18 protein-coding genes and 1 pseudogene are annotated in these 20,042 nt (G+C 58.0%); 11 read left to right on the top strand and 8 right to left on the bottom strand.

Translation table 11 applies throughout. From position 1 onward, the window contains the following. The first annotated feature begins 20 nt into the window (after positions 1–20). Together B2590_RS14990 and B2590_RS14985 are read left to right on the top strand one after the other, a co-directional pair. Entirely contained in the window at positions 21–1,100 is a 1,080-nt protein-coding gene (locus tag B2590_RS14990) for an efflux RND transporter periplasmic adaptor subunit (RefSeq protein ID WP_085681954.1), read from the top strand. Continuing rightward, positions 1,100–4,129: an efflux RND transporter permease subunit gene (locus B2590_RS14985; RefSeq protein ID WP_278367421.1), complete on the top strand. Its 3,030-nt coding sequence runs from the start codon at positions 1,100–1,102 to the stop codon at positions 4,127–4,129. Before B2590_RS14990 ends, B2590_RS14985 begins: the two co-directional genes overlap by 1 nt. 2 nt (positions 4,130–4,131) lie before the next feature. Here B2590_RS14985 and astE read toward each other — a convergent pair whose 3' ends face one another. The 6 genes from astE to B2590_RS14955 form a co-directional block, all read right to left on the bottom strand. After that, positions 4,132–5,151 (bottom strand): succinylglutamate desuccinylase, encoded by a 1,020-nt coding sequence (gene astE, locus B2590_RS14980; RefSeq protein ID WP_075194358.1) that lies wholly within the window; start codon positions 5,149–5,151, stop codon positions 4,132–4,134. 38 nt (positions 5,152–5,189) lie between these two features. Then, the gene (locus B2590_RS14975) at positions 5,190–5,912 is read right to left on the bottom strand and encodes an ABC transporter permease (protein ID WP_075194359.1); all 723 of its coding nucleotides are present in this window, start codon (positions 5,910–5,912) and stop codon (positions 5,190–5,192) included. 3 nt (positions 5,913–5,915) lie between these two features. Next, positions 5,916–6,620 (bottom strand): ABC transporter permease, encoded by a 705-nt coding sequence (locus tag B2590_RS14970; protein WP_036208713.1) that lies wholly within the window; start codon positions 6,618–6,620, stop codon positions 5,916–5,918. A 51-nt stretch (positions 6,621–6,671) separates the two neighbouring features. Further along, positions 6,672–7,424, bottom strand: coding sequence for a transporter substrate-binding domain-containing protein (locus B2590_RS14965; RefSeq protein WP_091644244.1), 753 nt, complete (start codon positions 7,422–7,424; stop codon positions 6,672–6,674). Positions 7,425–7,559: 135 nt separating this feature from the next. Further along, positions 7,560–8,330, bottom strand: a complete 771-nt coding sequence (locus B2590_RS14960) for an ABC transporter ATP-binding protein (protein WP_091644241.1) — start codon at positions 8,328–8,330, stop codon at positions 7,560–7,562. A 153-nt stretch (positions 8,331–8,483) separates the two neighbouring features. Beyond that, entirely contained in the window at positions 8,484–9,242 is a 759-nt protein-coding gene (locus B2590_RS14955) for an FCD domain-containing protein (RefSeq protein ID WP_091644238.1), read from the bottom strand. A 249-nt stretch (positions 9,243–9,491) separates the two neighbouring features. Here B2590_RS14955 and dctP point away from each other — a divergent pair, with 249 nt between their 5' ends. The 8 genes from dctP to B2590_RS14915 all read left to right on the top strand — a co-directional run bounded on the left by dctP (position 9,492) and on the right by B2590_RS14915 (position 17,941). After that, positions 9,492–10,631: a TRAP transporter substrate-binding protein DctP gene (dctP, locus tag B2590_RS14950; protein WP_075194361.1), complete on the top strand. Its 1,140-nt coding sequence runs from the start codon at positions 9,492–9,494 to the stop codon at positions 10,629–10,631. A gap of 98 nt (positions 10,632–10,729) precedes the next feature. Then, entirely contained in the window at positions 10,730–11,443 is a 714-nt protein-coding gene (locus B2590_RS14945; RefSeq protein ID WP_075194362.1) for a TRAP transporter small permease subunit, read from the top strand. After that, positions 11,440–12,978: a TRAP transporter large permease gene (locus B2590_RS14940; protein ID WP_051946996.1), complete on the top strand. Its 1,539-nt coding sequence runs from the start codon at positions 11,440–11,442 to the stop codon at positions 12,976–12,978. Before B2590_RS14945 ends, B2590_RS14940 begins: the two co-directional genes overlap by 4 nt. 19 nt (positions 12,979–12,997) lie before the next feature. Continuing rightward, complete coding sequence (locus tag B2590_RS14935) at positions 12,998–13,423, top strand: GlcG/HbpS family heme-binding protein (protein ID WP_007153417.1); 426 nt, start codon at positions 12,998–13,000, stop codon at positions 13,421–13,423. A 39-nt stretch (positions 13,424–13,462) separates the two neighbouring features. Then, positions 13,463–14,935: an FAD-linked oxidase C-terminal domain-containing protein gene (locus tag B2590_RS14930; protein ID WP_075194364.1), complete on the top strand. Its 1,473-nt coding sequence runs from the start codon at positions 13,463–13,465 to the stop codon at positions 14,933–14,935. After that, a complete protein-coding gene (glcE, locus tag B2590_RS14925) occupies positions 14,928–15,992 on the top strand; it encodes a glycolate oxidase subunit GlcE (RefSeq protein WP_091644236.1) in 1,065 nt (354 codons plus the stop codon). Before B2590_RS14930 ends, glcE begins: the two co-directional genes overlap by 8 nt. 196 nt (positions 15,993–16,188) lie before the next feature. Continuing rightward, a complete protein-coding gene (gene glcF, locus B2590_RS14920) occupies positions 16,189–17,397 on the top strand; it encodes a glycolate oxidase subunit GlcF (protein ID WP_036208738.1) in 1,209 nt (402 codons plus the stop codon). Between the two features lie 94 nt (positions 17,398–17,491). After that, positions 17,492–17,941 (top strand): DUF4124 domain-containing protein, encoded by a 450-nt coding sequence (locus B2590_RS14915; RefSeq protein ID WP_036208741.1) that lies wholly within the window; start codon positions 17,492–17,494, stop codon positions 17,939–17,941. A 6-nt stretch (positions 17,942–17,947) separates the two neighbouring features. Here B2590_RS14915 and B2590_RS14910 read toward each other — a convergent pair whose 3' ends face one another. Continuing rightward, positions 17,948–18,919, bottom strand: coding sequence for a calcium/sodium antiporter (locus B2590_RS14910; RefSeq protein ID WP_091644233.1), 972 nt, complete (start codon positions 18,917–18,919; stop codon positions 17,948–17,950). Positions 18,920–19,098: 179 nt separating this feature from the next. Here B2590_RS14910 and B2590_RS14905 point away from each other — a divergent pair, with 179 nt between their 5' ends. Beyond that, positions 19,099–19,845: an NYN domain-containing protein gene (locus B2590_RS14905; protein ID WP_091644230.1), complete on the top strand. Its 747-nt coding sequence runs from the start codon at positions 19,099–19,101 to the stop codon at positions 19,843–19,845. 14 nt (positions 19,846–19,859) lie between these two features. On the opposite strand, the pseudogene B2590_RS14900 reads toward B2590_RS14905, so the two are convergent. Beyond that, positions 19,860–20,042: pseudogene (locus tag B2590_RS14900) on the bottom strand (hypothetical protein); the annotation flags it as partial.

Raw genomic sequence — 20,042 nt, 5'->3', positions numbered from 1 at the left:
ATGGAAGAGAGGACTTCTCAATGAACATCGCCCGGCGCTCCGCCATCGTTTCCCTCCTGGCCGCTGCAAGCCTCCTTGTCAGCGCCTGTAAATCCAGTGAACCGGCGCCTGAACAGGGTGCTGCCCCGGTAACAGTGCGTGCTGCCGAGGTGACGGGCGGCCAGACGGAGGGCGTTTCGCTGCGCTTTTCCGGTATCGTCCGGGCGGCCCAGCGGGCAACGCTGACGTTCCAGGTGAGTGGCACCCTTCGAGAGCGCGCGGTTGAACTGGGGCAGACCGTCAAGACCGGTGACCTGCTGGCGCGGGTATATAACCCCGCACTGGAACCGGCGCGGGATTCCGCAGCCGCCCGGCTGGACGAACTCAGAACCCAATATGATCAGGCCAAACGGGAATGGGAACGCTCCCGCCAACTGCACGAGCGCGGGGTCGTTTCGGAGCAGGGGCTTGAACAACTGGCTTCCCGGCGGGACAGCCTGAAAGCCAGTATGGCAACGGCCGAAGCATCTCTTGCCGAGGCCACACGGTTACTGCGAGAGAGTGAACTGAGGGCGCCGTTCGACGGCCGGGTTGAAGCCTTGCTGGTGGAACGGGATGAGTTTGTGGCCTCCGGCCAGCCGGTGATGCGCCTGTCGTCCCCGGAGGGGCGCGAAGTGGAAGTGCGGGTACCGGCGTACATGCTCAACCATGTGTCGCTGTCGCAATTGCTGCCGGTCTGGTCGGTGCAGGATCGTAACCGTGCGCCAGTCACCGGCTCCATTGTGGAAATTGCCCAGCCCGGAGGTGTTCGCGGCGAGCTCCATCCGGTATTGGTCAGCCTGCCGGCAGATACCCTCGAACCCGGGGAGCCGGTGGAAGTGGGTATTACACCCCGTGAAACCGTGGCCACGACGGTGCCGTTGTTGTCGGTGATGAAATCCAACGGAGGCGCCAGCGTGTTCCGCATTTCCGATGGCGTTGCCCGCCGTGTGCCGGTGACGGTGCAGCGGATCATCGGTGAGCGTGTGGTGGTGGATGCCACCAATCTTAGCGCTGGTGATCAGGTGGTCTTTGCCGGCATGACCCGTATTTCTGACGGTGATGCCGTGGAGGTGCGCTGATGTCACTGCGCCTGCTGAACTTTCAACGCTTGCTGGGCATGGTGGTGACCATGCTGTGCCTCCTGGGGATTGCGGCCTACAGCACCATGCCGCGCCAGGAAGACCCTTCATTTCCCTATCGCGCCGGTCTGATTAGCATCAACTACCCAGGCGCCAGCGCCGAAGCCGTTGAGCGGCTGGTGCTGCAGCCATTGTCGGACGAGTTGCGCCAGGTGGAGGAGGTTGATTACACCCAGGCCACTGCCCGCACCGGTGTGGCGATTTTCAACGTGCGCCTGAACGACACCATCTACGATACCGATTCCGCCTGGGACCGTGTCCGCCAGGCCATGGACCGGGCGCGCCTGGATTTCCCGGATGACGTTGGCCAGATGGTTCTGGACGACCGCCTGATTGATATTCCTGCCATTATTCTTGCGGTCAGCGGTTCTGGTTCGGTTACCGAACTGAGCGACGTGGCGGAGCGCCTGAAACAGAATCTGGCGGACATTTCCGGCGTGTCCCGTATTGAACTGGAGGGTGACGCGGACGAACAGATCACCCTGGCGCTGGACGACGCAGCCATGTACCGGCTGGGCATTTCCCCCGCACGCGTGCTGGACACGTTGGCGCGCCGCAACCAGACCACGCCGGGCGGTTTTGTTATCGCCGACGGTCGTCGTCTGTCGGTGTTGCCAAACAGCGAATTCACCAGTGTGGATGCCATTCGCGCGACGCCCATTGAACTGCCGGACGGCTCCCAGGTGCCCCTCGCCGCGGCTGCTGAAGTCTGGCGTGGCCCAGCGGAGCCCCGGCAACCGGAAGCCTGGTACGACGGTGAACGGGTAGTGCTGGTTTCCATGATCATGGAGGAGGGCAGTACCGACGCCATTCGGTTTGGCGAACGTGTGCGGGAACGGCTATCGACGATCCGTGACGAGTTCGCTCCCTATGAAATCCGCGAGATGTTCTTCCAGCCCGATAAGGTGGAAGAGCGGCTCGACAACCTGGCCTGGAGCCTGGTGATGTCCGTTATCATCATTGTGGCCGTGGTGTTCACCGGTATGGGCATCCGCATGGGGCTGCTGGTGGCGTCGATCCTGCCGATGGTGGCGTTGATCAGTATCGGCCTTTATGACTTGGGGGGTGGTGTACTGCACCAGATTGCTGTCATCGGCATGGTGATTTCCCTCGGTATCCTGATCGACAATGCCATTGTGATTGTCGAGAGCATTCAGGGATACCTGGATGACGGCATGCGACGGTTGGACGCCCTGAAGCAATCTGTGAAAGAGCTGGCGGGGCCGTTGGGAGCCTCCACGGGTACTACCATTGCGGCGTTCATGCCGTTGTTGCTGTCCAAGGGTGGGACGGCGGATTTCACCCGTGGTGTGCCGGTGATGATCATGCTCACCCTCTCCGTCAGTTACCTGCTGGCTGTGTCCGCCGTACCACTGCTGGCGGCCCGCTTCCTGAAACCCCGCAAGGCAGACACGCGCGAAGACAAGCTGGTTGGGCTTTCCCGTTTTCTCGGCGCCCTGGTGGCGAGGCGTCCGGGCACTTTGATCCTTGCGGGTACGGCGCTGGTGGTGTTCAGCCTGTCACTCACGCCATTCATGAAACAGCAGTTTTTCCCCAACGCGGATCGTCCCCAGGTGGTGGTTGAGCTTTACATGCCCGAAGGCACGGACCAGGAGCGCACGTCCAGTGTGGCGGCCGATCTTGAGCGTGCGATCCGCACCCGACCGGAGGCCCTGGAGGTGCATCGGTTTGTTGGTTCTACCGGCCCCAGTTTCTATTACAATCTGCAGCGCGAGCCCCAGGCGCCGAACCGCGGGCGAATCGTGGTATCAACGCCCACCCTGGAAGACACCACCGGCCTGGTACAGTGGATTCGCGACTACGCCGGGCACGAAATGCCGGAGTTGCAGCTAACGGCGGGAATACTGGGGCAGGGGCCGCCACGGGCAGCGCCGGTGGAAGTGCGGGTTTATCATGCCAGCGACGACACCCGCGCGCGTGCCGTGGATCAGGTGTTCTCGGCGCTACGCAGTGTTAAGGGCACAGTAGATGTGCGTCACAACCTGGACATCGGCGTGCCGAGCATTGCCATCAATGTGGACGATGCCAGCGCGGCCCGCTACGGCCTGAACCGTGCCGATGTGGCCCAGAGCCTCTATGGTCAGAGCTTTGGTGTGGTGGCTGAACAGTATCGCCAGGAGGAGGACCCGATTCCCCTGGTGTTGCGCTCCCGGGAGGGCACCAGCCTGTCATTGCCACGCTTGTTGTCGGTGAATATCTACAACGATCGGGGTGACGCTGTGCCTCTCTCCGCTATTGCCTCGGTGGAAACGTCCTGGCAATCGGCGGCCCTGTTCCAACGCAATGGCACCCGAATGAACACCGTCTGGTCGAACCTGATGGCAGGTTACAGCTTCAGTCAGGTCCTGGAAGGGTTGGAAACAAGGCTTGCAGAAAATCCCTTGCCCCCGGGTACCCGGCTGGACATGGGCGGTGACGCCGAGGGTTCCGGCGATGCCAACAACGCCTTGCTGACCACGGCGCCTATTGGTGTGCTGTTGCTGCTGTTCTTCCTGCTTATTCAGTTCAATTCCTTCCGGCGTGTCGGCATTATCCTGCTGACCGTGCCACTGGCCACCGTGGGTATCTTCCCGGGGTTGGTGTTCTCCGGCTCGCCGTTTGGTTTCCAGTCGCTGCTGGGCGTCATCGCCCTGGTGGGAATAGTGGTGAACAATGCGATCGTACTGCTGGATGTGATGGATCGACAGTTGGAGAAGGGGGATGACATTCGGGATGCGGTTCGTAAGGCGGTGGAGCAGCGCACACGGCCCATCCTGCTGACCACTGCGACCACCGTTGCGGGTTTGTTGCCGTTGGCGTTCTCCAGCTCCACCCTGTGGCCGCCAATGGCCTGGGCCATTATCTCGGGCCTGCTGGCCTCTACGGTACTGACGTTGCTGGTGGTACCGTCGGTCTGTACCCACGTGATCAGCTGCAAGGTGGCAGAGCCAGAGAACGCTCCGGCCTGACGCTAGCGGGTGGGTCTGATCATCAGGCCTACCCGCTGGCCAACGGGTACGTCGCGGTTCGGGAACACAATGCCTTCGGGTGTGTCGCCTACCGTGTAGCGGGTGTTACTGTCTTCCCAGATGACCGTGCCCGGGTCGTACATGGTGAAGTTGGCGACGTCGTCTGGCACGTGGAACTGGAAGCTGTCGCCGGTGTTCAGAATTTCATGCACCACTTCAAACACTGTTATCGGTGCTGCCCCCTTGTCCCTTTTCGGCGGTTCCTCGCCTTTCAGTCGTCGTCGCAAGGCATTGGCAATACCCGTGAAGCGGCCGAGATCGTTCTGCCCGAAAGGCCGTACCTTGCCAAGTTCCACAGTGAAGCTTTCTGCTCCCAGTTCGGACGAGGAAAACGAGGCGAAGGTGGTGCCTTCACGATGCTGCAATAGCAGGGTTTCCACCTCCGCCTCCAGCAGGAAATCAATCTGCCCATCCGGAATATCCCGTCCCTCCACAAACGGATAGAGGGCGAACTTCTCCCGCAATGACGGGCGAATGGCGGTGTGCAGGTCGTAGTGGCACACATTGGCAGAGTGTTTGGTGGCGAAGGCCCTGCAGGCGTCCTCCAGCAACCGGGCCCGCTCCGCCTCGGGAAAGTTCCGGTATTCCGGTTTACGGTGGGCGCCACCGAACAGGCGGTTGAGGTTCACGTCAATAAAGCGCTGGCCAGCATCCATCGCCATTGGGTTGCCAAGTATCAACAGCGCCGGGCAGGCCAGTTGCCATTGACCGTCGATCAGCTCATTCAACAGATGGTTCAGAACCTCAATGGGCGCGGTTTCATTCCCATGGATGCCAGCGGAAACAATCAGCGACTCATTGTTGGGGTTGGGGCGCCCAGTAGGGGGTTCCAGATAGAGGAGCCCGGAGTCCTGCAACTGCAACCCCGTGCCGTCGTCCAGAACAACAATCTTTTCCGATGTTGCGTGCTCTGTTCGCGTGAGCGTGTGAGAAAGCCAATCAAGGCCAGGACCAAAAATCATTTCAGCTGCGCTCCGGACGTCCCTGCACTGTGGATTTGTCAGCCACTCACCGGCCGTTGATGTTGCAACAGATAGTTTTCCAGCTTGCGGAAAGCAAACACCAACATAAACGTCAAAACCATGTAGAGCAGCGCCACAAAGATAAACGCATCAAAGGGGGCGTAGAATCGGGAATAAATGTTCCGCGCCGCCCCGGTCAGGTCCACCAGGGTCACCACGCTGGCAATGGCACTGGCGTGAAGCATGAAAATGACTTCGTTGGAGTATGCCTGCACACCCCGCCTCGCCGCGCTCGGCAGGATAATCCGGCGCATCCGCAGTGCCCAGCTCATGCCATAGGCCTTTGCCGCCTCAATCTCCCCACTGGGTGTGGCTACAATGGCACCCCGGATAATCTCCGTGGTGTAGGCGGCGGTATTCAGTGTGAACGCCAGCAGGGCCGGGTAGAAAGCTTCACGGAAGATGTCCCACCAGAAGGTTTGCTGGATACCCTCTATCTGGGCCAGGCCGTAGTAAATGATGTACAGCTGGATCAACAACGGTGTGCCCCGGAAAATATAGGTATAGAACCAGACCGGGCCGTTGATCAGTGGGTTCTTCGAGGTGCGCATGATCGCCAGGGGAACGGCAACCAGCAGGCCCAGGATCAGTGACAGAAATACCAGTTGAACGGTAGTGACCAGCCCGCCCCAGTATTCCATGATGGTGGGGGCGGTGAAGATATCGTTCTGGTTAAGCAGTTCAGCAAGAAATTCAGGCATGGTTCAGCTCCCCTGTACCACGCCAATATTGGCGCGCTTGTTGAGCCACTTGATAAACAGCTCGGAACCGGCTGTCAGGCTGAGGTAAACAAACGCCACCGGAATAAAGAAATGGAATGGCATGCGCTCGGCCTTGGCGGCTTCTTCGGCGACACGCACCATATCGGTCAGGCCGATGATGGAGACCAGTGCGGTGGTTTTGAGCAGTACCTGCCAGTTATTGCCGATGCCAGGAAGGGCATGGCGCAGCATCTGCGGCAATATGATTCGGTGAAACGTGCGCCAGCGGCTGAAACCGTAGGCACGGGCCGCTTCAATCTGACCGCTCTCCACGGCGAGAAAGGCACCACGGAACGTCTCCGCCATGTAGGCACCGAAGATCAGGCCAATGGTGATGACACCGGAGATAAAAGGGTCAAACTGGAAGAAGAAGTCTATGTCGTAGGCGTCGTAGAGGTAATCCGACAGGTTATTAACCGCGACCTGGCCGCCATAGTAAAACAGCAACATCATGACCAGATCCGGTACGCCACGGATCAGGGTGGTATACGTGGTCGCAATCCCAATGGCTACCCGGCTTTTGGACAGCTTGGCGGAAGCGCCAATCAGCCCCAGAACCAGCGCGAGAGCAAGGGAAAAGAAGGCCAGTTCAATGGTGACCACAGCCCCTTCCAGCAGGGCCGGGCCGTAGCCTTTCAAGTCAATCATGGGTACATCCGGTAAGCGGGGGCAGCAAAAAACGCTGCCCCCGGGCCAGTTTTACATCTTGATGTCGTAAGCGAAGTACTTTTCCATGATGGTGTCGTAGGTACCATCTTCCTTCAGGGTGGCAAGCGCCTCGTTGACTTCCTGCGCCAGATCCTCGTCACGCTTGCGCATGGCGACGCCCACGCCCTGGCCGAGTTTGACCGGCTCGCCAACTTCCTTGAAGCCATCCTTGCTCAGGACGGTCTGCTCACCAACCGGGTAGTCCACAAAGACCACGTCCAGGCGCTGGCCTTCCAGGTCAAGGACCATGTCGTCAGCGGTGGTGTAGCGCTTGATGGTCACAACGCCACCCATTTTTTCGGTCACAAAGGTGTCCATGGTGGTGCCGCGCTGTACGCCAACGGTCATCCCTTCCATGGCGGCCATGTCGGTGACGTCGGTGTTGAAGCTTTCGGGGCCGAACCAGCCACCCGGAGTGTTGTAGTACGGCTCGGAGAACAGCACACGCTCAGCACGTTCGGGCGTAATGGACATGGAGGACATGATCAGGTCGAACTTGCGCGCCAGCAGGCCCGGAATCATACCGTCCCATGCCTGGATAACGAATTCGCAGTTGGCGTTCATCTCTTCACACATGGCTTCGGCCAGTTCCACTTCGAAACCGGTCAGTTCGCCGTTTTCATCCTTGTATTCGAACGGCTCGTAGGGCACGTCGAAGGCGATGCGAAGGTTACGTTCCTGGGCGTGGGCGACACCGGCCATCATGGCCAGGGCGACGCTTGCTGCAACAATCAGTTTTCTCATGAGTCACTTCTCCAGTAGTCAGCCTTGTGGGCTTTATTATCGGCAGTGGTCTGCCTTATTTTGCTGGTTTTGGCATTTACTTCCGGGGCGGATCTGCCCCGACAAGGAAACATGGTTTCAAGATAGCACTGCACGTCAGAACTTTGGAGCCAGAAACTGCTTCATTCTTTCTGAATCCGGATTGTCGAAGACTTTGTCCGGTGTACCTTGCTCCTCGATCACGCCCTGATGCAAAAACAGGACCTGGGATGACACATCCCGCGCAAACGACATTTCGTGGGTTACCACGATCATGGTTCTGCCTTCTTCCGCGAGGTTCTGCATGACTTTCAAAACCTCACCAACGAGCTCTGGGTCGAGCGCGGACGTGGGTTCGTCAAACAGCATCACTTCCGGCTCCATGGCCAGGGCACGGGCAATGGCGGCCCGCTGTTGCTGCCCGCCTGACATCTGGGCCGGGTAGTAGTCCTTGCGCTCGTAGATGCCGACCTTTTCAAGATAGGCTTCGGCCCTTTCGATGGCTTCTTTTCTGGGCACTTTGAGCACGTGAATAGGGGCTTCAATGATGTTTTCCAGCACGGTCATGTGAGACCAGAGGTTGAAGCTCTGGAAGACCATGGAAAGCCGGGCGCGAATCAGTTCAACTTGCCTGTTGTCCGCCGGAATCCGCTCGCCCTTGCGGTTGGTGGTGAACCGAATCGGGTCGCCGTGCACGATAATGTCGCCGGAGGTGGGTGTCTCGAGCATGTTGATACAGCGCAGAAACGTACTCTTACCGGAGCCGGAGCTGCCGATCAGGGAAACGACATCCCCCTTCTTTGTTTCCAGTGAAATGCCCTTGAGGACTTCCAGTTGATCAAAGGTCTTGTGGATGTCCTTGCAGATCAGAGGCGCTGAATCCGCCATAGGTGGCTCCCGAGGCTATATAACAAAGGCGCAAGTTTTACGGGCTGTGGATGCGGAAATCAATCCCCCTAAAGCGGGGTTTTTCTGTTTTTCATTACACATACCGCGTGTTAATTGTGGATTATTGAACGTTTGATGCAAGCTTTTTGCCGTTTATGCCCGTTGTGGTGGCTTTTCCGATGTTGCCGATGCGTGCAGGGAGACCCGGATAATGGCCGTTCCCTGTTGCTCGATCGTACGCATGGCGTCACTGACAAAACGCACATGGGCCATGGCGATGCGTTTTGCCGCCTCAGGCTTTCCTGCCATCACCGCCTGGTAGATTCGCTTGTGTTGCCGGGAGATCTTGTTGCGCATTTCCTCACGCGGATTCAGGTTGGCCACGGAGGCTTCCACCGTCAACAGCATGAGGTTCTTCAAGCCATTCAGAACATGCACCAGGACCGGATTGTGGGACGCTTCCACGATGGCCTGATGGAAACTGTGATCCGGCCGGGCGTTGGTGAGTGGGTCGGTCTGTTCGAGTGCGGAGTAGGCCTTGGTGATGCGATGAAGGTCCAATGCAGTGGCACGTTGTGCCGCCAGATAGGCGGCCTGGCCCTCCAGCTGTTCTCTTACTTCCAGCAGGTCATACAGGGTTCGCGGGTGGCCGGTAAACATCTGCAGCAGCGGGCTGTCCTCGCCGTCCTCTTCACCGCCGGGCACAATTCGGGCTACGAAAGAGCCCTTGCCATGCCGGGTCTCAATCACGCCCCGCCCCTGTAACTCGTGCAGGGCTTCGCGGATGATGGCGCGGGACACGCCAAGCCGGGTAGCCAGTTGTCGTTCCGACGGCATTTTCTGTTCCGGCGCCAGCCCGCCGTCGAGAATGAGCCGTTCGAGTCGATAGGAAATTTCCTGTGCGATTGCCATGATGTTTCCTGCCAGGAGTCACTGGTCGGACCAGTTGTTTTTATCGTGCCTTGAATTAAAGAAACCCTTTCGGGACCAGTAAATATGGCTCATTACAGCGTTTTCGTCTATCGGGCATTTACAAAACTGGTCTGACCAGTTGGCAATTTTCTGGACTAAACCCGGCAGGACTACGAATATCGATCTAATGCCAGCTGTTGCTGGTGTTGACGTGACCCCGATAAAAACAATGTCAACGGAGATGTGGCGATGAATACCAACAAGAACAGCGAGCAATTAAGCGCTCCGGATACGCAGTCTGGAAACGTTGCCCCGCGGCGAGGTTTCCTGAAGTCATTCGCACTTGCCGCTGCCTTCTGCGGTGTGGCCATTGCAGGCGCTGGCCAGGCCCAGGCTGCAACCACCTGGAAGATTCAATCAGTATGGGACGCTGGCACCGTAGGCTATGACCTGTTCGAGGAATGGGCCAACAGCATGGAGGAGAAATCCGGTGGCGAGCTGATCATCAAGCCGTACCCGGCCAAATCGGTTGCCGCGGATAACAACGCCCTTTTCGAGGCGGTGCGCAACGGCGTTCTGCAGGGTATGAATCCCTTTACCCTGTACTGGTCCGGAAAGATTCCGGCCTCCGTTTTCCTGTCGTCCTACCCGGCCGGTCCCGATCAGCCGCACCAGTGGGACATCATGTTCTATTCCATGGGCATGCTGGAAAAGACCCGTGAGATCTACAAGAAATTCGGTCTGTTTTACGTGGGCCCGATTCAACACGACGCCAACATCATTCACTCCAAGAAGCCGGTGAACAGCCTGGCAGATATGGAAGGCATGAAGATGCGTGTGCCTGGCGGCATGGTCGCTGAGGTGTTCCAGCAGTTTGGCGTGTCCACGGTGAGCCTGCCGGGTTCGGATATCTTCCCGGCTTTGGAGAAGGGCACCATCGACGCTGCTGACTACGTCGGCCCTGCCGTGAACTACGAGCTGGGTTTCTCCCAGGTGACCGACTACATCATGTTCGGGCCTCCTGGTGTTATGTCCATCTACCAGCCGGTGGACCTGATGGACCTGACCGTCAACCTGCGTGCGTGGAATGCGCTGGACCCAGAGCTTCAGCAATTGGTTGAGGACGAGGTTCGCATCTACTCACAGAAGCACTACCTGACCATTCAGAAGCGCAACATCGAAGCGATGGAGAAGTTCAAAGAGGATGGCTCGAAGGTGACACGTCTGAGCCAGGAAGACCTGGAAAAGTTCCGGAAGGCTGCGATCCCGATCTGGTTCAACTGGGCCGGAAAGAACGAGGATGCCAGGGCGATTCTGGATATCCAGCTTGAGTACATGATGAACGAGACCGTTGGCTACCTCAACGAGGAAGACATCAAAGGCATGTAAGCCGGCAAAACCATAATAAACCGATCACGGGGAAGGCAGGGAGTGCGCCGACGGCACGCTCGCTGCCTTCCCCGCTCTGTGATTAAAGGTGATAAAACATGTCTGACCTGAGTGCGTTCGGCTTTGTATTGCCTCACTGGTTCTACTGGGGCTGGCTGGCGGTTATGCCGCTGATCATGATGGCGCTGGACCGTTGGTTGTCCCAACGGGGTGTGGAAGCCATCGACAAAAATGCCGAGGCCAACCAGAAGCTTCAACAGATTGAAGCGGAACTGAAAAAAAGCGTTGATTACAGTGATGCGAATAACTGGTTCACCAAGGCGGTGGACTGGATCAGCGAGAAATCCGGTGTCTTTATTTCCTTCTGGACCGTGAACGCGGTGGTGTTCTATTTCTTCGAAGTGGTGATGCGCTATCTGTTCAACCAGCCCACCATCTGGGTACACGAGGCCAGTTTTCTACTGTTCGGCATGCAGTACCTGATGGCGGGTGCGTTTGCATTGCTTCACGGTGCCCATGTGCGGGTTGACGTGGTTTACAACTTCCTGCCACTTCGGGGCCGCGTGGGCATGGATATTTTCACGTCCATGTTCTTCTTCATGTTCGCGATTGCGTTGATGATTACCTCCTGGACCTTCCTTGAGAACTCTTATTCCATGGACGAACGAACCGTTGAGACATGGGGCATTCAGTACTGGCCGGTGAAGGGCGTTATGCTCCTCGGGTCGACGCTGCTGTTCCTGGCGGGCCTGTCCAAACTGCTCAAGGACATCACTATCTTCATTAAACTCGGCCGGGAGCAACACGCATGAGCACAGAAACCATGACCAACCAGGGCACGGGTTCGCTGATCGGCAAGCTCGGCACCTGGCTGATGATCATCGCCACGATTGCCCTTGCTTTTGTCGTGTTGGTGGAAGTCATCAATATCCTGTTTTACGACCCCTGGAGCGACGAAAAATTCCTGTTCAAGCTCTCCGGCATGCTGTCGGACGTGAAGATTGGTCCGCTGACCTACATCATGTTTGGCTCCCTGGCGGTGCTGTTGATGATGGGGCTGCCGCTGGCCTTTGTGACCGGTGGCCTGGGCGTGGCGTTTATCTATCTGGTGGGCGACTCGATGATGCTGAACATCATCCCCAGCCGGATCTTCCCGATGATGACCAACTCGGACCTGGCAGCGATCCCCCTGTTCATCTTCATGGCCTCCATGCTGGAACGGGCCGGCCTGATCGAAGAGATGTTCAACGTGGTCTACAAGTGGATGGGCGGCCTGGGTGGCGGCCTGGCCATTGCCACCATACTGGCCTCCACGATTCTGGCCGCCATGGTCGGGGTTATTGGTGCGGCTGTGGTGACTATGGGCATTATTGCGCTACCGGCGATGCTCAAACGCGGGTACGACCAGAAGATCGCGTTGGGCTCGATCATGGCCGGGGGCACACTGGGCATCCTGATCCCGCCTTCCATCCTGGCGATCCTTTATGCGGTTGTGGCGCAGCAGTCAGTAGGTGAGTTGTACCTGGGCTCAGTGATTCCGGGGCTGATTCTGGCTGGCCTGTACGTGATTTATGTGGGTACCCGCGCGTGGCTCAATCCGGAACTCGGGCCGCCAGTGCCGGAGGAAGAGCGGATTGGCCTCAAGGAAAAACTCCTGCTGCTGAAAGACCTGATCGCCCCACTGGTACTGGTATTCCTGGTGCTGGGCTTGCTGTTTGGCGGTGTTGCGACTCCCGTTGAGGCGGCCGGTATCGGTTCTTTCGGGGCGATCCTGGTGGCCATGAAACACAAGGTATTCTCTGTCGCCACACTGCGTGATGCGTCGGTCACCACCGCCAAGGCTTCGGCGATGGTGCTGTGGATCATGTTTGGTGCATCGGTGTTTGTCGGGTTCTACATCCTGCAGGGTGGTCAGGACTTCATTACCGAAACCATCCTCGGTATTGGTCTGTCGCCCTACGCCGTTCTGCTGTTGTTGATGGTGCTGCTGGTGGTGCTGGGCATGTTCCTTGACTGGGTGGGTATTCTGCTTCTGGCTGTGCCCATTTTCATTCCGATTGTCGAGGCGCTGGAATTCCCTGGCCTGCTGGGTTTCCCGGCCGTGCCCGGTGAGGACGTGGTGCTGTGGTTTGGTGTGCTCTATCTGGTGAACATGCAGATGTCGTTCCTGAGCCCGCCGTTCGGCTACGCACTCTTCTACATTCGGGGCGTGTGTCCGCCGGATATCACCATGGGCACAATCTTCAAGTCGTCCCTGGTATTTCTTGCTATTCAGGCATTCGGTTTGTTTATCTGTGTGCTCATTCCGGGCGTCGTTACCTGGCTGCCCAATCTGGTTTATGGCTAATAAAGAGGAGTAATTGCTCATGTTGACGGTTAAACGACTTGATCTGGCGGACGCCAGAATACTCATCGAAGGTGCGGCGGAGAAGGCGCGCGAGATCGGCGTACCCATGTGTATCGCCATCACCGACGAGTCCGGCAATTTGATCGCGTTCGAACGCATGGACGGCGGCAAGATCACCAGCGTGACCATTGCCCAGGACAAGTCTTTCACCGCATCAGCGGCGAAAAAGGCGACACACGATTACAACGCCGTGAACGTACCCGGCAAGCTGGCTTTCGGCATCCATACTGAAGTGGGTGGGCGTATCAGTTCTGTCGGTGGTGGCCTGCCGGTGATGGTCGATGGCGAGGTTGTTGGCGGTATCGGTATCAGCTCTGGCACCCCCCAACAGGATATGGACTGTGCCCAGGCAGGGATTGATCACTTTGAAACCAAACGCGGTTGATGGCTGTCTCACTGAAAGCCATGACTCCCAGAGAATGATATGAACAGCAAACCGAAAATCAGCGCAGCGGAGCTGGCGGAACAGTTCCGTGCGTTCATAGACCCGGACTTCGTCATTACCGATGACGAAACCATGAAGCCCTATGAATGCGACGGTATGTCGATGTACTGCGAGATGCCAATGCTCGTGGTGCTGCCGGAGACCGCCGAACAGGTGCAACGGGTGATGCGCATCTGCAACGAGCACGAAGTGCCGGTTGTGGCCCGTGGTGCCGGAACCGGCCTGAGTGCCGGTGCCATGCCGCACAAGGAAGGCGTGGTGTTGTCGCTGGCCAAGTTCAACCGCATCCTGGACATCGATCCGCTGGCGCGAACGGCCTTACTGCAACCGGGTGTGCGTAACCTGGCGATCAGCGAGGAGGTTGCCCAGTACGGTCTCTATTACGGGCCGGATCCTTCCTCCCAGATTGCCTGCACCATTGGTGGAAACGTGGCGGAAAACTCCGGCGGCGTGCATTGCTTGAAATACGGTTTGACCGTTCACAACATTCTCAGCGTGGAAATGATCACCGCCGAGGGAGACCGGGTGACCGTCGGCAACGACGCTCTGGACGCCTGTGGAATGGATCTGCTGGCGTTGATGACCGGCTCTGAAGGGTTGCTGGGCATCGTCACCAAAGTGAAAGTAAAACTGCTGCCGAAACCGGAGATAGCCCAGGTGGTGATGGCCGGCTTCGACAGTGTGCAGAAAGCCGGCGATGCCGTCGGCGGAATTATCTCCCATGGCATCATCCCCGGCGGCCTGGAAATGATGGATGGTCATGCGATTATCGCGGCTGACGATTTTGCCCAGGCAGGTTACCCGCGCGAGGCGAAAGCATTGCTTCTGTGCGAGGTGGACGGCACCGAGGAAGAAGTCCATGAACACATCGAACAGGCCGAGAATGTGTTCCGAAAACTGGGCGCTACCTCGGTCAAAACCTCCCAGAGCGAAGAGGAGAGGGCGCTGCTCTGGAAAGGCCGTAAATCGGCCTTCCCGGCAGTGGGTCGTATCTCGCCGGATTACTACTGCATGGACGGCACCATTCCGCGTCGGCATCTGGCGCACGTGTTGCTGGAAATGGAGAGAATGTCCGAAGAATTCGGCCTGCGGGTAGCCAACGTATTCCACGCCGGCGACGGCAACCTGCACCCGCTGATCCTGTTTGATGCCAACGTGCCCGGCGAATTTGAGCGCACTGAGGCCTTTGGCAGCAGCATTCTCAACCTTTGCGTGGAAGTGGGGGGCTGCATCACCGGTGAACACGGCGTGGGTGTGGAAAAAATCCGCCAGATGGCCGTGCAGTTCAACGACGAGGAACTGCAGCAGTTCCACGACGTCAAAGCGGCGTTCGACCCGGCTGGTATTCTCAACCCTGGCAAGGGCGTTCCCGCCCTGCGTTTCTGTCAGGAATACCGCTCGCTCGAGCACAAACAACACAAGCACGACACGGTGGACGCGGCGCATGGCTGATCTGTCTCAAAAGCTGCAGGAGCAGGTTCTCCAGGCCCGCAAGACGGGCCAGAAACTGAATATCGAAGGCGGTGGCACCAAGGCCTTCATGGGGCGGGCCGCCGACGCCGATGCAGGCTCTCTGAACATGGGCGAGCACACAGGCATCGTTGAATACCATCCTGTGGAACTGATATTGACCGCACGTGCCGGCACCACCCTTGCGGAAATCGAAGCCACCCTGGCCGAAGAAGGCCAGTGCCTGCACTTCGAACCGCCCAGGTTTGGTGATGGTTCCACGCTCGGTGGCACGCTCGCGTGCAACCTCTCCGGCCCCGCACGGCCCTGGTCCGGCTCGGTACGGGACCAGGTGCTGGGCATCCGCCTGCTCAACGGCAAAGGTGAACACCTGCGCTTTGGCGGCCAGGTAATGAAAAACGTGGCCGGCTACGACACCTCCCGGCTACAGGCCGGTGCCATGGGCACATTGGGTGCGATCACCGAGATCAGCCTCAAAGTCATGCCCAAACCGGCGATGTCTCTCACCCTGGTGCAGGACGTGGCGATGGACGAAGTCATTCACTACATGAACAGCCGCGCCAAAGAGCCCAAGCCCATCACCGGTGCTGCCTGGGTGGACGGCAAAGTCTATCTGCGCCTCGCTGGCGCCAAATCCGCCGTGGAGGCCACCGCCGAAAAGTGGTCCGGTGAAGTCATGGAGCAGGGTGACCAGTTCTGGCAACAGCTACAACACATGCAGCACGAATTCTTTGCCGGTGATGAACCGCTTTGGCGCTTCTCCGTCGGCTCCACCGCCGAAAACCCGGACCTCGACGGCCCCTGGCTGATCGACTGGGCTGGCTCCCAGCGCTGGTATCGGGGCGAAGCCGACATCGCCAAACTGGAAACCATGGCGCAACGCGCCGGCGGCCAGGTAAGCCTGTTCCGCGGCGGGGATCGCACCGATGAGGTAATGCACCACCAGCCGAGGGCGCTAAAAGAAATTCAGCAACGGCTGAAAAAGTCGTTTGATCCCGACGGTATTTTTAACCCGGGCCGACTTTATAGCTGGTTGTAACAATCAGCTCCGGTATCTCACAGGAAACTGAGCGGGCCTTCTGAGATGCCGGGGAAGTGAGTGGTGGCCCCTTTTCTGAAACTGTACGGAGCCATGGATGGCGGAGTCCAAGCGTCACATGGATGTGCCGAAGGAGCGTGTTTCAGAAAAGGGGTTACCGCTCACTTGTGCTCCAAATCAAAAAAGCAGGTAAACAATGCAAACCAATTTAGTCCAACAATTCGCCAACACCCCAGAAGGCCAGGAAGCCGAATCCATCCTGCGTGCCTGCGTACATTGCGGCTTCTGCACCGCCACCTGCCCAACGTACCAGGAACTGAACGACGAACGCGACGGCCCCCGCGGCCGCATCTACCTGATGAAAATGTTCCTGGAAGGCGAAGAAGTCACCGAAAAATCCCGTGAACACCTCGACCGCTGCCTCACCTGCCGCAGCTGTGAAACCACCTGTCCTTCCGGTGTGAAATACGGCCGCCTGGTCGACATCAGCCGAGGCCTGATGGAACAGGAAATGCCACGGCCACCCAAAGAGCGCTGGATACGCTGGTCGCTGGCCCGGGTACTTCCCAACCGTCGACTGTTCGGCTTCCTGCTACGCATGGGCCAACTGTTCCGCCCGGTACTGCCATCCGTATTGCGCACCAAAGTACCGCCCAGAAAAAAGGCCAGCCCCTGGCCGGCTGCCAGCCACGACCGCATTGTGCTGGCCCTTGCCGGTTGTGTTCAGCCCTCCGCCACGCCGAACACCAACGCCGCTGCCGCCCGGGTGCTCTACAAACTGGGTGTCACCATGGTGGAAGCTCCGGAAGCCGGATGCTGTGGCGCGGTGAACCATCACCTCTCGGAACATGATCAAGCCCTCAACGCCATGCGCCGCAACATCGACGCCTGGTGGCCCGCGATTGAAGCTGGCGCTGAGGCCATCATCATGACCGCTTCCGGTTGCGGGGCGATGGTTCAGGAGTACGGCCATCTGCTAAAGGATGACCCGATGTATGCCGCCAAGGCGCAGAAAGTCAGCGACATGACCATTGACCTAGGCGCTTTCCTGCTCAAACAGGACCTGGAAAAACTGAAGGTACCCCAGGGAGCCGGTAAGGTCGCTTTCCATTGCCCCTGCACCCTGCAGCACGCCATGCAGCAAAACGGCGTGGTAGATCAGGTATTGCGTAAGGCCGGCATTGATCTGGCTGAAACCAAGGAAAAACATCTGTGCTGCGGCTCTGCTGGTACCTACTCCATCCTCCAGCCCAAGCTCAGCCAGCGCCTGCTGAACAACAAGCTCAAGGCGCTGACTGTAGACAATCCTGACCGCATCGTCACCGCCAACATTGGCTGTCAGATGCATCTGGAAACCAAGGCTCAGGTGCCAGTTCAACACTGGATTGAGTTGCTGGATGCTTGATCTGTGGGCCAGCCGTCATACTGGCCCTCTCACTCGCACGCGGTTTTGTTTATAATGCCCGCGCCGACACACAAACCACAGGGAGTGGAAACCAATGCCATGGAGGCAGGCCGCAGTCTTTGTATTGCTCGTTATTCCCGCCATCTCATCAGCCCAAAAAATGTACACCTGGGTTGATGAACAGGGGGTTGCTCACTTTACTGACATAAAGCCCGGTGTACGCGAACACAAACGCGTTGAGCTGAGGACGCCCTCGCTGATTCCCATGCGGGAGAACATCACCCGGGGCAAGCGGGTGAGCACCATCAACCAGCAGGTGAATCGTAGCCTGGAAGCGGGCAACGGTGGCGGGCGAACGTTATCCGACAAACAGGAAGCCCGCGAGCGTGAGCGTAAGAACGCCCGCTGTAAGGAGTATCGGGAAAAGCTGGACCGCATCCAGAAGCAACTGCGGGCCGGGTACTCCAACGACCAGGGCAACCGCCTGCGGCGACAGCGCCGGGAAGTCAGCCAGAAACTCTCGCGGGAGTGCCTGCTTGGCTAGGCCCGGTCAGGACGTGAACGTGGTTGAGATCAGGTAGACGGTGTAGCCTACGAAACAGGCGAGCAGAAGCCCGCCCTCCAACCGGTTAATCCGTCCCGGCCCGCGAAAGCCATAGCCCAGTATAAACAGCGACAGAGTCAGCGCTGACATCACCGCGATATCCCGGTAGAACACCTCTGGTGCCACCGCCATCGGGCTGATGGTGCCGGCAATGCCCACAACCGCCAGGGTGTTGAACAGGTTCGAGCCGAGAATGTTGCCAAGGGCAATGTCATGCTCACCCTTGCGCGCCGCGATAACCGACGACGCCAGTTCAGGCAGGGAAGTTCCCACCGCCACAATGGTCAGCCCGATGATCAGGTCGCTTACGCCAAAGCCAAGCGCCAACTCAACGGCGCCCCAGACCAGAATCCGCGAGCTCACGATCAGCAGTAACAGGCCCGCAATCAGCCACAGCACCGCGTTGCGAAGTGGCATGGAGCGATGGCTCATTTCTTCCGCAACCTCCGTGCCCAGGGCATCGTTTTTCTGAGTCATACCCTGGCGGATGGACCAGGCCAGCAACAGGAAAAACACACCCAGTAGCACCAGCGCATCCACAAACGTCAGCTCGCCGTCCCACACCTGCCAGGCTGCCAGTGCCGTCACAGCGGCGAGTATAGGCAGCTCCTTGCGCATCACCTGCGAGTGAACCGCAATCGGGCTGATCAACGCCGTAATACCCAGGATCAGGGCGATGTTGGTGATGTTTGAGCCATAGGCGTTACCCAGTGCCAATCCCGGATTCCCCTGAGTGGCGGAAAGGGCAGACACCACCATCTCCGGCGCCGATGTACCAAAACCAACCACCACCATGCCGATCAACAGCGGTGGCATGCCAAAGTATCCGGCCGTGGCCGCAGAACCCTCAACAAACTTGCCGGCGCTCCACACCAGAACGGTGAGGCCGGTGGCGATAGCCAGAAACGAAAGAAGCATGGACGGTTCCCTGAAAAATGGCGCTGTTGGCAGTGGTGTTAATGATGTAAGTCATTCTGGTTTCAGAGAATATTAGACGCAAATATGAGCGTTGTTATCTCAGCAGTTATGCGGATGGAGCGGTAGAGGATAAAAGCAGGTATTCTCCCGTGTGTGGCAACAAGAAAGGAAGAATTACATTGAAGGATCTTGAGCAGCACAAGAAAATAGCCGTTCTGATCGATGCCGATAACGCCCAGTTGACCAAGCTGCCGCTGATAATCGAAGAGCTGTCTTCTCATGGCCACGTGGTTGTAAAGCGAGCGTATGGTGACTGGTCCATAGACAGCCTCAAAAACTGGAAAACCGTTCTGAACGAATTGGCAATTCAGCCCATCCAGCAATTCGCCTATACCAAAGGCAAGAACGCCACTGATGCATCGATGATTATTGATGCGATGGACCTACTTTACTCCTCCAAGTTTGACGCCTTTGCCCTGGTTTCCAGCGACAGCGACTTCACCAAACTGGCCTCCCGGCTCAGGGAATCCGAGATATACGTATTCGGATTCGGCGAGAAAAAGACACCGGTCTCATTCAGAAGCGCCTGTGACGATTTCCTGTTTACCGAGAACCTGGAGTACCCGGAAGAAATTGCGCCCGATGAGCCCGCCAAATCCGAAACTCCGAGGAAGAAACAGGAAAAGCTCCCCGAGGAAGTGGCACTGTTAAAACGGGCCTGGGAACAAACCCAGGACGACCAGGGATGGGCAACCTTCTCCGCTGCGGGCTCATTCCTCAAGCGCACACGCCCGGATTTTGACCCGAGAACTTATGGGGCAAAGAAGTTCTCTGATTTATTGGTAGAGAGGTCGGAGTATTTTACGGTGAAGAAAGGGGCCAATGGACAGGGGTATCGGGCTTACAAGCCCTTAGACCAAAAGTAGACAACCATGTGTAATCAGGCTGCCTCATCGTTGTGCTTCGCGAAATTACGTTTGAAATGCCTGGTTTGGAGCGGAAGTAAATCCTTCATGAATGGGCGCAAGTCATAGTCCAGGCCCCATTGTTTGGCGAGGGAATCAACCTTCAACTGGCTCTCCCGATGGGGGACATCAGCTCGGGTTCTACCCCGTTTCCACGG

This window comes from Marinobacter sp. UBA3604 (assembly GCF_002375325.1).
Lineage (GTDB): Bacteria > Pseudomonadota > Gammaproteobacteria > Pseudomonadales > Oleiphilaceae > Marinobacter > Marinobacter salarius.
Note: the sequence above shows the minus strand (reverse complement) of the source record. Positions and strands in the feature narration are given on the sequence as shown.

What these genes read in the sequence shown, in the direction of transcription:
- B2590_RS14990 (WP_085681954.1), top strand. Translation starts at nt 21, where the DNA reads ATGAACATCGCCCGGCGCTCCGCCATCGTTTCCCTCCTGGCCGCTGCA.
- B2590_RS14985 (WP_278367421.1), top strand. Translation starts at nt 1,100, where the DNA reads ATGTCACTGCGCCTGCTGAACTTTCAACGCTTGCTGGGCATGGTGGTG.
- astE (WP_075194358.1), bottom strand. Translation starts at nt 5,151, where the DNA reads ATGATTTTTGGTCCTGGCCTTGATTGGCTTTCTCACACGCTCACGCGA.
- B2590_RS14975 (WP_075194359.1), bottom strand. Translation starts at nt 5,912, where the DNA reads ATGCCTGAATTTCTTGCTGAACTGCTTAACCAGAACGATATCTTCACC.
- B2590_RS14970 (WP_036208713.1), bottom strand. Translation starts at nt 6,620, where the DNA reads ATGATTGACTTGAAAGGCTACGGCCCGGCCCTGCTGGAAGGGGCTGTG.
- B2590_RS14965 (WP_091644244.1), bottom strand. Translation starts at nt 7,424, where the DNA reads ATGAGAAAACTGATTGTTGCAGCAAGCGTCGCCCTGGCCATGATGGCC.
- B2590_RS14960 (WP_091644241.1), bottom strand. Translation starts at nt 8,330, where the DNA reads ATGGCGGATTCAGCGCCTCTGATCTGCAAGGACATCCACAAGACCTTT.
- B2590_RS14955 (WP_091644238.1), bottom strand. Translation starts at nt 9,242, where the DNA reads ATGGCAATCGCACAGGAAATTTCCTATCGACTCGAACGGCTCATTCTC.
- dctP (WP_075194361.1), top strand. Translation starts at nt 9,492, where the DNA reads ATGAATACCAACAAGAACAGCGAGCAATTAAGCGCTCCGGATACGCAG.
- B2590_RS14945 (WP_075194362.1), top strand. Translation starts at nt 10,730, where the DNA reads ATGTCTGACCTGAGTGCGTTCGGCTTTGTATTGCCTCACTGGTTCTAC.
- B2590_RS14940 (WP_051946996.1), top strand. Translation starts at nt 11,440, where the DNA reads ATGAGCACAGAAACCATGACCAACCAGGGCACGGGTTCGCTGATCGGC.
- B2590_RS14935 (WP_007153417.1), top strand. Translation starts at nt 12,998, where the DNA reads ATGTTGACGGTTAAACGACTTGATCTGGCGGACGCCAGAATACTCATC.
- B2590_RS14930 (WP_075194364.1), top strand. Translation starts at nt 13,463, where the DNA reads ATGAACAGCAAACCGAAAATCAGCGCAGCGGAGCTGGCGGAACAGTTC.
- glcE (WP_091644236.1), top strand. Translation starts at nt 14,928, where the DNA reads ATGGCTGATCTGTCTCAAAAGCTGCAGGAGCAGGTTCTCCAGGCCCGC.
- glcF (WP_036208738.1), top strand. Translation starts at nt 16,189, where the DNA reads ATGCAAACCAATTTAGTCCAACAATTCGCCAACACCCCAGAAGGCCAG.
- B2590_RS14915 (WP_036208741.1), top strand. Translation starts at nt 17,492, where the DNA reads ATGCCATGGAGGCAGGCCGCAGTCTTTGTATTGCTCGTTATTCCCGCC.
- B2590_RS14910 (WP_091644233.1), bottom strand. Translation starts at nt 18,919, where the DNA reads ATGCTTCTTTCGTTTCTGGCTATCGCCACCGGCCTCACCGTTCTGGTG.